Raw genomic sequence first — 12,550 nt, 5'->3', positions numbered from 1 at the left:
TCTTTTTTCAATAGAAAGCTCATCGGATGTCTGAATTTGATGAGCTTTTTTTGTTTTGAAGTTATAGTTTGGCTTAGTAAATTCTTATAAATTTGAGCCATATTAAAAATCCCTCCTTCTTGACTCTTTTCTGAACCAATCAGTAACCAATTCTATTTTACATGTTAAACAAATTACGCCTGACCTTAGCCTTGCTGCTCGGCTTTGGGGTTAACATCGCCTTGGCGCAAGGTAAGGCAGAGAAGTTGAGTCCCGGGGAGAAATTAGCCACGGAAGACTTTAATCAATACAGGGCTAAGGGACAATTTCATACCGGCCTTACTTTTTCTTTTAGTACCAGAAATGCCAAGAATGAGGATCAAATCATTCAGACGGTTTTAGATCAGCGGAAATATGATTTCTCCATGGGGGCGCTGGGAGGTTACTTTATAAAAGATAATTTTTCTGTAGGCTTGGGCTTTGGCTATAACCGGGGTGAAAATGAAAGAACCATTCAGGGAGACCCCAATAACACTTTGGCGCAGTCCCTGAATCAATCCTACGTGACGACGGCTTTCATCAGAAATTATTTGCCATTAGACGGGCAGGGTAGATTTGCCCTTTTTAATCAAACTAATTTTTATTATGAAAACGGAAAGCGTTTAAATGTGAGTACGGTAGGTCCGGAAATCAACAAATCACTGACGGACTTTCATGAGATTGGCTTGGGGATTCAACCCGGTATGGTGGCTTTTATCTCTGATGGTTTTTCTTTTGAAGTTTCTGTGGGGCTTTTGGGCTTGAATGTGAGCAAAGAAACCGGTAGGGAAAACTATGAGGAAGTGACGGAAATCACCCGTTCGAACTTCGATTTCAGAATTAGCTTATTGCAATTGAATATGGGGGTTTCCTATTATTTCTAAGGAGGAGAGTATATGCATTTTTATAAAAACATATTTTGGGCTTTAGCCGCTGCAGTGCTTTTTACTGCCTGTAACATTGATGAAACCTTTTTTGGGGTAACGGATCAAAAGTTAATATTAACTTTTCAGGTGGATGGGCAAATTGGTTCATCGGTTATTGATACCACTGATTTTACGATTGATTTATATTTACCACTGGGGACGGATCTTTCTGAAGTAGCTCCTGCTGTGATTACAACTTCCAGTCTTTCCACTGTACAACCTCAGCCAGGTGAGGTACAGGACTTTAATGAAGAGGTGCTTTATGTGGTTACCGCTGAGGATGGCAGTACACAGGGCTGGCGCGTGAACATTGGTTTGAGGTCAGTTAATGAAACACAGCCGATTAATGCCGACTTTAGTGATTGGTACACGGCATCTTATGGATCTGTAATAGTAACCAGATACCAGCAGATCGGAACTTCTGTAGATGTAGACAATTTTTGGATCACTCCAAATGAAGGAAGTAAGCGGGCATTCAAAAATGAAAATAATATACCCTTTACTAAAAGTGATGGGCCGGCGGTTTCACTGACGACCATCGATGTTTCTTCTGTTGATGGATTACCACCTATCGCTGCAGGTAGCCTGTATTCCGGTGATTTTAACTATGGTTCAAACCTTATTCCGGACCCTTACCAATTGCCTGTATTCGGAAAGCCGTTTACAGATCAGCCGATAGGTTTTGAGGTTGATTACCGTTATTATCCGGGAGGGGGTAAAAAGTATTATGGGATTGATGGCGATAAAACTTTACCTGCAAATGACGAAGATGCAGCGGATATTTATGTGATGTTGAGGTTCAATGACGGGCAGACTATTCAGCGGGTGGCAACGGGTTGGTTCCGAACTGCAGACCGTAGTTTTAATCCTGCCTCGGATAATGTGGATACAGGTTGGGAACGTATTCAGATTCCGATTTATTATGGAGATCATGAAGAACTTCCTGATTACGCGCAACCGAAAACCAGCTTATATGCCAGTCTGAACGAGTCGGGCTATGCACCGGAAGGAACCGAGCCAAATGAAATTGTGGTGGTTTTCTCTCCAAGTGCCAATGGTAACGACTTCGCCGGGGTGATTGACAGCCGACTGGATGTGGCGAATTTTGAATTACTATATTAAGATGAGCTAGCTCACATATTCAAAAAAGCGACCGGTCAGCGGTCGCTTTTTTTATGGATGGAGAAAAATTACTATTCATTTCCGTCAAATTTTTATTTTTTTGTGTGGATAAATTTTCAACTCCTCAATTGAGTAATACTATGCGTTTTCGCCTTCTTTTTTTATTCGTTCTTTTGATGGTCATCGGTCTGCAGGCTTGTAATAAAAACAATGACAGCCTGATCACCTTTCATACTCCATTCGGGGAAATGAAAGCCATTTTATATGATCAGACCCCGGGGCACAAGGCCAATTTCCTGAAGCTGGCCGCCTCAGGTGCTTATGATTCTACTACCTGGCACCGGGTGATTAATGACTTTATGGTACAGGGAGGAGATTTGGCAGAAGTCGGAATGCCCGGAAAGGCGAATAAGACCATCCCTGCTGAATTTCGTCAGGAGCTTTTCCACCAAAAAGGAGCAATTGCGGCAGCCCGAAAAGGAGATAATGTCAACCCTAAAAAAGCCTCCAGTGCTTGTCAGTTTTACATTGTGGATGGAAAAAGGGTGAGTAAAACCGAGCTGGTCGCGAATATGAATGCCGTGAATCATTATTTGACCAAATATATGCCCGAGGTGCCGGGCTATGACAGCGTGCTTTATAAGCTGAATGACATTTATCACCAAGATGGACTGGAGGCCTATAATGATGAAATTTTTAAACTGATTCCGGTTATGGAGGAGCGTTTTGATGTGAAGCTGACCAAAGCCGGCTATCCGGAAGCGAGGGTAAAAGCTTATGAGACCATCGGCGGCGTATACCATTTGGATGATGAGTATACTGTTTTTGGGCAGATAGTGGAAGGCCTGGACGTGATTGATCAACTGGCCGCCGTGGAAACCGGTGCAGGGGATAAACCACGCAAGCCGGTATATATAAAAATCACTGTGGAGGAAATGTCCAAAAAGAAACTTAGTAAAACATTCGGGCTGCAGTATACCGAAGAAGGAACCGTAAATGTGCCCTTGGAAGTTTTAAAGGCGGATTACTCCAAGGCTAAAAAATAAGTGGAAGGGCTCATGGATGGGTCCTTTTTTGCGTTTTAGGGTGATTTTTTAAAGAAAAGAAGGGTGTTTTCTTTCACAATGCTTTTAAATAGGGTGAATTTAGGGCTCCAGCTTCCTTTTGAAAAAAAATCCTAATCCCACCAATTACAGCTAAACTATTATTATTTTTGCCGTGGCTAAAGGCCAAAGCATTATCAAATTATTTACAGCGCGGAAATTATGAATATCCTTGTCCTTGGATCCGGAGGTAGAGAACATGCCTTCACTTGGAAGATTAAACAAAGTCCAAAATGTGAAAAGCTTTTTGTAGCTCCCGGCAACGCCGGTACTGCAGCTATCGCAGAAAATGTGAACATCGGGGTAACCGATTTCGAAGCTTTGGGCGCTTTTATTTTGGAGAATAAAGTGGACTTGCTAGTAGTAGGGCCTGAGGTACCTTTGGTAGAAGGGGTTCGTGATTTCTTTGAAGCGGATGCGAAATATGCCGGATTGAAGATTGTAGGTCCTAAGCAGGATGGAGCTACTTTGGAAGGGAGTAAAGATTTCTCCAAAGCCTTCATGGAGGAGTATGGCATTCCTACCGCAGCCTATAAAACCTTTACAGCGGAGACCATCGATGCCGGTTTGGCTTATCTGGACACCATGTCCACGCCTATCGTATTGAAGGCAGACGGATTGGCGGCAGGAAAAGGGGTGTTGATCTGTGAGTCTCATGAAGACGCTAAGGCATCTTTCAAAGAAATGTTGTTAGAAGCGAAATTCGGTGCGGCTTCTGCTTCGGTAGTAGTAGAGGAGTTTTTGACCGGTATTGAGCTTTCTGTTTTTGTACTGACAGACGGTAAAGACTATGTGATTTTGCCGGAGGCTAAAGATTACAAGCGTATTGGCGAACAGGATACCGGTTTGAATACTGGTGGAATGGGTGCGGTATCGCCGGTTTCTTTTGCAGGTGCTGAATTCATGCAGCGAGTGGAAGATCGTGTTGTAAAGCCAACCATTGAGGGCTTGAAAGACAGAGGGATCGATTATAACGGTTTTATCTTCATTGGTTTGATGAATGATAACGGAGATCCGAAAGTGATCGAATATAATGTTCGTATGGGTGATCCGGAGACGCAGGTAGTAATTCCTCGTATCAAGTCGGATTTCTTAGACTTGTTGGAGGCTGCAGCCAATGGTAATTTGGGCAATACCAGCTATGAAGTTTATGAAGAGACGGCAACCACTGTAGTAATGGTAGCCGGTGGTTATCCGGAAGCTTATGGAAAAGGAGATGCTATCTCCGGTATTGAGGCTGTAGATACCGCCACTGTATTCCATGCCGGAACCAAGTTAGAAGGAGAGCAGGTGGTCACCAATGGCGGTCGTGTGTTGAATATTACCGGAAAAGGAGCTGATTTAACTACTGCTTTGGAGAATGCCTACGCCGGTGTGAACAAGATCGACTGGAACAATAAAAACTTCCGCGGTGACATTGGTCAGGACTTATTGAAATTGGAAAAATAAGACATTTCGTCTTTCAAGATACAAAGAGGTCATTGCCGGAGGGTAATGGCCTTTTTTTGTGGGGGTTGGCATTAGCCCGGATTATTCATACTTCAATCCTCCTTTAGCTGCAAGGCGGGAAAAATGAAGGAATAGTCTCTTATTTCGAGTTTTTTCCAACCAAGCAGATGAATGAGGAGAAAGCAAGCTTGCCCTAATTGGGGCTATAAAAAATCAGTAGGCAAAAATGTAATGAATTGACGGTGAGTTAGTTAAGTGAAGTTACTGAATCTGGCGGTGAATAATTGGGGTTAGGGAGGGAAGCACTGTTGTATAAATTTGGCCCGGATTTAACCATTCGAACCTTCTTTTTTGATGCCAAAGAGGAACTGTTTTCATTTAATTGCAGATATTTCTTACTTTTATCCTTACATTGAACTAAACAGACCCACCCTACAAAATAATTTTTTTATTTTCATGTCTTTTCAACAGGAGTGTGATGATTGCGGGTGGCACCTCCGATGATATATATAGATAACATGGAAGGATGTACCACCTGTGGAACAGGACAAGAGGTTGCCGGTTGCGGCAGTCAGGGGTCTTGTAGTTCCGGCGGTTGCAATAAAATGAATTCCTTCGACTGGCTGGCCAATATGGAGCTGCCGGTAGACAAGGAATATGACGTAATCGAAGTCCGGTTTAAAAACGGACGCAAAGACTTTTTCAGAAATGACCAAAGCTTACCACTGGCTACCGGAGAGGCTGTAATTGTAGATGTGCCTAATGGTCACCATATGGGTTATGTATCCATGATGGGCGAGTTGGTGCGCCTGCAAATGCGCAAAAAAAAGGTAGAGGACAATGGCGAAATTCGCCCGATATACCGCCTGGCCAGTGATAAAGACTTTAACAAATACCACGAAGTAAAGAAAAGGGAAATGCCGACCCTTTACCGCACGCGGGAGATTATTCATGACCTGAATTTGTCCATGAAGCTGACCGATGTGGAATTTCAGGCAGATAATACCAAGGCGACTTTCTATTATTCCGCAGATGAGCGGGTGGATTTCCGGGAGCTGATCAAGATTTTGGCCTCTGAGTTTAAAATCCGCGTAGAGATGCGACAGATCAGTCTTCGTCAGGAGGCTGGGCGTCTGGGTGGAGTTGGTTCCTGTGGTCGAGAGCTTTGTTGCTCCACCTGGTTGAGCGAGTTTAAGAGCGTTTCCACCTCTTCGGCACGCTATCAGAACCTTTCCTTGAACCCATCCAAGCTTTCCGGACAGTGCGGGCGATTGAAATGTTGCCTGAACTATGAGCTGGAAACTTACCTGGAAGCACTTCAGGATATTCCGGAAATTAATGTCCCATTGGTGACGGAAAAAGGCGAAGCCCGATTGCAAAAAACGGACATTTTCCGCCGAATCATGTGGTTTGGTTATGAAAGTGAGAACAGCTGGTATTCTATTCCGATTGATCGGGTGATGGAGATCATCCGCATGAATAAGCGCGGACAGCATCCGGCCACTTTGGAATCCGATGAGCAGCAGGTAGCGGATGCACAGGCGGCATTTGCCAGTGATCTGGACCAGCTGGATAAAAAATACTCTTCGGATAACAAGCGTCGCAAGAAGAAGCGTCGTAAGAAGCCGGGGACATCCGGTGAGGCGAGAACTTCGGAGCAGAATCCATCGCAAAAGGAAAGCCGAGAGCAAAGAGAGCCAAAGCAGGAGGGAGGAGAGAACAGATCTAACCGTAACCGTAGAAACCGTTCTCGTCGTCCGGCAAGGGATAATAACCCACAGACCAAAGGCAATACTGCTCCGCAGAAAACAAACGGAGATGCGCCAAAGGCGAAGGAGGGAAATCCGGCCATTCCACCGCGGCAGAAGCATAATCCCGAAGGAAGGGATCAGCGCAAGCCGGAAGGAAAGGCAGAACAGTCCGGAGAAAAGAAAGAAGGAGGACAGCAGGGCCGTCGTCGGAATTTCCGCAGACGTAAGCCTTCCGGTCCCAGAAATCAAAAACCCAACAATAAGGAATAAATGAAACGATTGAAGTTTTGCCTTTTAGCGTGTATGGCTTTGGCATTTTTTGCCTGTGACAGCGGGCAGGTTTACGAGGCCATGCACAAATTTGAAGGTCAAAAATGGGAGGATGAAGATGCTCCCAAATTCGATTTTTCCATCCCTGATCCCGGGCAGGAATACAATGTGGCTTGTCTGATCAGGAATACATTGCAGTATCCGAAGCATAATATTTACCTGACCTATACGCTGGAAGACAGTACCGGTCAGGTGCTTGATTCGCAGTTGCTGAAGAAAGATTTATTCGATCCGGTGACCGGCCGCCCTTTGGGAACAGGTTTGGGAGATATCTTCGACCATGAGTTTATGCTTAAGGAGCATTTCAAATTTCCCCAGCGAGGGGGTTACCGATTGAAGCTGCAGCAATTTGTTCGGAATGAAGAAACGAGTCTTCCCGAAATCGTAGCGGTAGGTATTCGGGTAAGTAAAAGTAATTAATCGCATTCAAACCACTTTGCCGTCCGGCAGGGTGGTTTTTCCTTTTAGATCTATGGCTAATTCCTCAACCTTTTTGTCTGAGCTGGCGGATATGATTCTGCGGGACTTTCCCCAGCCGGAAAAGCTGACCATTATATTTCCTAACCGCCGTGCCGGTCTTTTTCTGCGCAAGGCCATTTCGCAGAAGATTAATAAAGCCATTTGGTCACCTAATGTGATCAGTATTGATGATTTTATCCAGCGCCTTTCTGATTTGAAAACGCAGGACCCTCTGGCGCTTAATTTCGAATTGTATCATGTCTTTCAGGAGGTGATGTACGGGCAGCAGGAGCTTTCGGAACAAAGCCGGGAGTCCTTTGATCAGTTTTACTTCTGGGGGCAGATGTTGCTTAAGGATTTTGAGGATCTGGATAAGTATATGGTGGAAAGTGAGCACCTGTTGACCAATGTGGCAGACCTGAAAGCCATTGACCAGCAGTTTGACTTTCTGACTGAAGAGGAGCAGGCACTGGTAGAAAAATTCTGGACCAGCTTTAAGGATAAGAATTTAAAATATGCCCAGGGCTTTCAGGAGCTGTGGGAGAAGTTGCCCCAGATTCACCGAAAGTTTCAGGATCGGCTGAAAGCAAAGGGCTGGGGTTATTCCGGTATGGTGCACCGCCATTTGCTGGAAAAATTAACAAGTGGGAATTATGAGCATCATTACGGAAATATTGTTTTTGCCGGTTTTAATGCCCTGACCAAAACTGAGCAGCAGATTATTTCCTTTTTTGTAGAAAAACACCAGGCCCGCATTTATTGGGATTTGGATCGCTATTTCTACGATGATTTTCAGCAGGAAGCCGGACGTTTTTTGAGAGAATACAAGCAGGATCCTATCCTGGGAGCCACCTTGCCGGATCCGTTTCGCTATGGCGTGGCGGAGGAAGAACAAAAGCTGGCAGCAGATCATTTTATACAATCGAAAAAAGACGAGCAGGATCCCATAGAGGTTATTGGGGTTCCACTGGAAGTAGGGCAGACGAAGGTGGCCGGGGAGCTGTTACAGGAAATCCGGAATGCCGTACTGGCCAAAGGGGAAAAGTTCGAGGAGGAAAAGACGGCGGTCATTCTTCCACAAGAGCATATGCTTTTTTCCCTTTTGCATGCTGTGCCAGAGGAGTTCAAAAGCCTGAACGTGACCATGGGGTATCCGCTCAAGAATACCGCCCTGTACTCTTTCTTTGAACTGGCTTGCCAGTTGCAGCAAAGTGCAGTAGAGGGGCCGGAATATCCTTATAAGGTGGTTTTGGAATTAATGGCGCATCCTTATCTGATGCAGTCTTTGCAAGCGGAGGAGCTGGAGAAAGTGCAGGAGGCTCGCCGGCAAATTATTCGTCGAAATCAGTCCATGGTCAAGGGTGTCTATATCCAATCTTTGGAGGTGCCCTTTCTGAACGTGATTTTTTATAAAGCACCGGATGTGGCGCATTTTAGTCATTACTTAACTGAACTCTTGCTGTATGTGAACAAAACAGTGCTTACGGAAGAGTTTGAGGAAGCGGCCCCGGAGCAGGAATTTGTATTGAAGCTGTATAAAGAGCTTAAAAAGCTGCAGGAGCTGCTGAATACGCATCAAATGGCCTTGCCGATGGAAACCTTTATCCGCTTGCTTCGGCAGGTGATACAGGGCGTTCGGGTGCCTTTTAGCGGGGAGCCTTTGCTGGGCTTACAAATTATGGGGGTGTTGGAAACCCGTAATCTGGATTTTGATCAGGTCATTATTCTTTCTATGAATGAGGGCGCTTTTCCGCAAGCAGCCTCCAAGAACTCTTTTATTCCTTATAGTCTCAGAAAAGCTTTCAGGCTGCCTACTTTTGAACAGCATGATGCGATGTATGCCTATTTATTTTATCGTTTGATTCAGCGGGCGAAAAAAGTTTATCTGGTGCATAATACCGAAACAGATGGGAATTATAAAGGGGAAGAAAGTCGCTACCTGTATCAGCTAAAGTTTGAGTCGCCCTTTCCATTAAAAGAAAGCGTTTTGGCGACCACTCCAAAGGCAGTGGGAGCGAATGCCATTGAAATCAAAAGAAGTCCGGAGGTGCAGAAGCAATTGTCCCGTTATTTAGGGCAAAATGGAGTGCCTTTGTCTCCTACTGCGCTCACCACCTTTCTGGATTGCCGCCTGAAGTTTTACTTCCGTTATATTGCCGGCCTGAAGGAAGAGCAGGAGTTACAAGAGGAACTTGATGTGGCCGTAGCCGGTACGATTTTGCACAATACACTGGAAAATCTATATAAGCCTTATTTGAGCAGGGACGGCGGAATGGTCATGCCTCAGCAAATTAAGGAACTGATTTTACCACAACTGGAAAAACAAATTGAACGGGAGATCCGAAAGCATTATCAGTTGCAGGATGCTGAGGAAATGGCCCTGGCCGGCAATAATGTAATTGTGAAAAAAATGTTGCTGAACATGGGCCGGCAGATTCTAAAAAGGGATATGGAATATGCTCCCTTTACCCTTGTAGGGCTGGAGATCGGAAGAAATGAGTTTTTGAAAATTCCCCTGAATCTGAATGGGCAGCGCGCTACGGTACGACTCTCCGGGAGTATTGATCGAGTAGATTTGAAGGATGGGCAGTTGCGGATACTGGATTATAAAACCGGAGGTGATTCCACCACTTTCAAATCAGTCGGGAGCTTGTTTGATCGGGAAGAGAAGGATCGCTCTAAAGTGGCTTTGCAGACCTTGATTTATAGTTTGTTATATGATCATAACTTTCCTGATCCGGAGGAGAAAAATAGTATAGTACCGGCTGTTTACGCCATTAGGGAAATGTACGGCCAGCAATTCGAGTATTTCCTTAAGGAAGGGAAAAACCGACTGGAAAATGCAAGGAGATTATTTCCTGAAATAATGGAAGGGCTGCAGCAATTGCTGGAGGAGATTTTCTCGGAAGAACAGGTGTTTGACCAAACCGATAAAGAAGAAAAATGCCGATTCTGTGATTATCGAAAGATTTGCAGACGGTAAGCCAAAAGGCGGGGAGTGATTATTCGATATTAACTTCCTGCCAGTATTTTTCTATGGCTGAGGCTGCTTCATAGGCTTTGATCAAATCTATCATCTGTCCTCCTTTTCGAAAAAGAACTTCTACGAAAAAGCCCTGAATAACATAAAGGTGGATCATTTGGTCATCTTCCACATTAATGTAAAGCAGCTCTGCCTGCTCCCACAGCATATCACATTGTTGACAAATCGGGTAGCTTAAAAAAAGTTCCGGGCTCATTTTAATCTGAATTCGTTCCATCTTCGCTAACTATTTTTTTGGGGTTGTCGTCTAACTTTTTAGCGATTTCTTTATAATTTTTTATACGACTCCTCGCGGCTTTAGCCACTGACTCTCCGCGCTTGGTGTGCTTCTTCAACAGTTTGTGGTACTCCTTTGCTTTTTCGTACTCCCCTTGTTTTCCATAAATATCCATGAGGCCTAAAATGGCATAATGATAATAGCCCATGTTGAAGGCTTCATTTTCGGCTACAAAATCCATCACCATTTTATAGTACTGCTCAGATTTCTGATACTGCATGCGGGCGTGATATAATTGGCCTAAAAAGAAAGCGGCATAGCGGCCGTCATCAGCCCCGTAGCCATATTTTTTATTTTCAATATCTGAAATGATGGACAGGCAGACTTTTTCCATTTCATAATAGGAGGCCGTAGCGTAAAGCATTCGGGCCAGATAACGCTCAAAGAAGGGGTTATTCGGGTAAGTTTTGTGGAGGTAGCGTGCAATATGCAGCGCGCCCTGTGGGTCTTTTCCATCACTGGCCAACATCCGCATCAGGAATATTTGTCCTTCTGTACGGGTGAAAAAGGCATTTTTCCCCACCTCCCTGAGCTGCTTGATCCCTAAATCTTTGTCCCCTCCGGGGAAAAACCACATGATAGGTTTCAGCATGGGATAGTTTTCCGGTATCCATTGGGCATAATAATTATAAAGCCCATCCCCAAACAATAATTCCGGGCTCATGCCTCCCTTTCCTTTGGATTCCTCTAAATAGGCCAAAGATTTTTTGGCCAGGTTGGCTGCTTTGGTCCATTCTTTTCTCTCCGAGACCAGCCGGGCCTCAAAAGCATAGGCAGCAGCCAGAAAGAATGCGCCTTCCAGAGAAGTTTTTTCGTAATTATAGAGCTTATCGGCCAGCATAATGGAGGAGTCCATATAGGCCATGAAAACCGGGTCCTGGCTTTTATCTTCGAAATTGACCGTGATTTTCCACCACTCGGCTAATCCCATCAGAAAATAAGGCAAGGGGTGCCAGCCAAAATCTTCCTTGAGCTTTACGTATTCGGTCTCTACCTCATCGAAGCGGAAATCATAAATGTCGTCCAGCATTTTGGAAGAGGCGATCTGTACTTCTGTTTCATTAAGCAATAAGAGCCCATTTCCCTGCACCACCAGCGTGTCGTATTGGGCTGTAGCCGGTAAGGCAAATAGTAGCAAAAAACAAAAGGAAAAGGTCAGCATTGGTTTGGCAGACCTGAAAAAATCCTGAACGAAGCTCATATGGTCTCTTTAACGAAGTATCAATACAAAGTTAAAGGAAAATTACGTAAAAATGCGCCTTTGGGGATTATTCTCCATCTTTCTGTATTTCAGGGAACAGCCCTTTATTTTTCCGGAAATGCCAAAATTTTACGTGCGGGGGTTAGGAATTTAATTTAAAAGTCCGTTATATTTGCATCCGCAAAAACGCTGAGGGTTTCACCTTTAAGCGATGCTACTGCCCGATGGTGTAACTGGCAACACGTCTGATTTTGGTTCAGAAGAGTCTAGGTTCGAGCCCTAGTCGGGCAACTTTCATAATGATCTTGATTAAAAGATGTTTGGGAGTTGTTTTTAACTACTTCGTCTTTTATTTCTTGCCCGATGGTGTAACTGGCAACACGTCTGATTTTGGTTCAGAAGAGTCTAGGTTCGAGCCCTAGTCGGGCAACTTCAAGATAATAAACAGTGTTCGTATTGCGATACGATACTCTGCCCGATGGTGTAACTGGCAACACGTCTGATTTTGGTTCAGAAGAGTCTAGGTTCGAGCCCTAGTCGGGCAACAAAAGCTTACAATTTGGATATTATCCTGCCCGATGGTGTAACTGGCAACACGTCTGATTTTGGTTCAGAAGAGTCTAGGTTCGAGCCCTAGTCGGGCAACAAAGTTTACAATTGGATATATCCTGCCCGATGGTGTAACTGGCAACACGTCTGATTTTGGTTCAGAAGAGTCTAGGTTCGAGCCCTAGTCGGGCAACAAAAGCTTACATATTTGGATATTATCCTGCCCGATGGTGTAACTGGCAACACGTCTGATTTTGGTTCAGAAGAGTCTAGGTTCGAGCCCTAGTCGGGCAACAAAGCTTACAATATTTGGATATTATCC

9 protein-coding genes and 6 tRNA genes are annotated in these 12,550 nt (G+C 44.6%); 13 read left to right on the top strand and 2 right to left on the bottom strand.

What is annotated here, in order from left to right; all coding sequences use genetic code 11:
- The first annotated feature begins 161 nt into the window (after positions 1 to 161).
- The 7 genes from NG22_RS12415 to NG22_RS12385 all read left to right on the top strand — a co-directional run bounded on the left by NG22_RS12415 (position 162) and on the right by NG22_RS12385 (position 10,141).
- Positions 162 to 902, top strand: coding sequence for an outer membrane beta-barrel protein (locus tag NG22_RS12415; RefSeq protein ID WP_053406016.1), 741 nt, complete (start codon positions 162 to 164; stop codon positions 900 to 902).
- 12 nt (positions 903 to 914) lie between these two features.
- Complete coding sequence (locus tag NG22_RS12410; protein ID WP_053406015.1) at positions 915 to 2,066, top strand: PCMD domain-containing protein; 1,152 nt, start codon at positions 915 to 917, stop codon at positions 2,064 to 2,066.
- A gap of 140 nt (positions 2,067 to 2,206) precedes the next feature.
- Positions 2,207 to 3,112 (top strand): peptidylprolyl isomerase, encoded by a 906-nt coding sequence (locus tag NG22_RS12405; RefSeq protein ID WP_072159292.1) that lies wholly within the window; start codon positions 2,207 to 2,209, stop codon positions 3,110 to 3,112.
- Positions 3,113 to 3,331: 219 nt separating this feature from the next.
- Complete coding sequence (gene purD, locus NG22_RS12400) at positions 3,332 to 4,618, top strand: phosphoribosylamine--glycine ligase (RefSeq protein ID WP_053406013.1); 1,287 nt, start codon at positions 3,332 to 3,334, stop codon at positions 4,616 to 4,618.
- Positions 4,619 to 5,136: 518 nt separating this feature from the next.
- A complete protein-coding gene (locus NG22_RS12395; RefSeq protein ID WP_082305138.1) occupies positions 5,137 to 6,639 on the top strand; it encodes a regulatory iron-sulfur-containing complex subunit RicT in 1,503 nt (500 codons plus the stop codon).
- A complete protein-coding gene (locus NG22_RS12390; RefSeq protein ID WP_053406012.1) occupies positions 6,640 to 7,119 on the top strand; it encodes a gliding motility lipoprotein GldH in 480 nt (159 codons plus the stop codon).
- A 52-nt stretch (positions 7,120 to 7,171) separates the two neighbouring features.
- Positions 7,172 to 10,141 carry a PD-(D/E)XK nuclease family protein gene (locus tag NG22_RS12385; RefSeq protein ID WP_053406011.1) on the top strand — a complete coding sequence of 990 codons (2,970 nt, stop codon included), beginning with the start codon at positions 7,172 to 7,174 and terminating at the stop codon, positions 10,139 to 10,141.
- A gap of 19 nt (positions 10,142 to 10,160) precedes the next feature.
- On the opposite strand, the gene NG22_RS12380 is transcribed toward NG22_RS12385, so the two are convergent.
- Together NG22_RS12380 and NG22_RS12375 are read right to left on the bottom strand one after the other, a co-directional pair.
- Positions 10,161 to 10,418 (bottom strand): hypothetical protein, encoded by a 258-nt coding sequence (locus tag NG22_RS12380; RefSeq protein ID WP_157601060.1) that lies wholly within the window; start codon positions 10,416 to 10,418, stop codon positions 10,161 to 10,163.
- Entirely contained in the window at positions 10,399 to 11,679 is a 1,281-nt protein-coding gene (locus tag NG22_RS12375) for a lipopolysaccharide assembly protein LapB (RefSeq protein WP_053406009.1), read from the bottom strand. The genes NG22_RS12380 and NG22_RS12375 overlap by 20 nt, the downstream gene beginning before the upstream one ends.
- Before the next feature lie 218 nt (positions 11,680 to 11,897).
- Between NG22_RS12375 and NG22_RS12370 the strand changes: the two genes are divergently transcribed.
- From NG22_RS12370 to NG22_RS12345, 6 genes are all read left to right on the top strand, one after another.
- Positions 11,898 to 11,970: transfer RNA gene (locus tag NG22_RS12370), tRNA-Gln, on the top strand.
- A gap of 66 nt (positions 11,971 to 12,036) precedes the next feature.
- Positions 12,037 to 12,109 (top strand) — tRNA-Gln (locus tag NG22_RS12365).
- Positions 12,110 to 12,151: 42 nt separating this feature from the next.
- Positions 12,152 to 12,224 (top strand) — tRNA-Gln (locus tag NG22_RS12360).
- A gap of 27 nt (positions 12,225 to 12,251) precedes the next feature.
- Positions 12,252 to 12,324, top strand: a tRNA-Gln gene (locus NG22_RS12355).
- 24 nt (positions 12,325 to 12,348) lie between these two features.
- Positions 12,349 to 12,421 (top strand) — tRNA-Gln (locus NG22_RS12350).
- 28 nt (positions 12,422 to 12,449) lie between these two features.
- Positions 12,450 to 12,522 (top strand) — tRNA-Gln (locus NG22_RS12345).
- Positions 12,523 to 12,550 lie beyond the last annotated feature (28 nt).

The organism is Persicobacter sp. CCB-QB2, from assembly GCF_001274635.1.
In the GTDB taxonomy this organism is placed as follows: domain Bacteria; phylum Bacteroidota; class Bacteroidia; order Cytophagales; family Cyclobacteriaceae; genus Persicobacter; species Persicobacter diffluens.
This window is presented reverse-complemented; position numbering and strand designations above follow the sequence as displayed.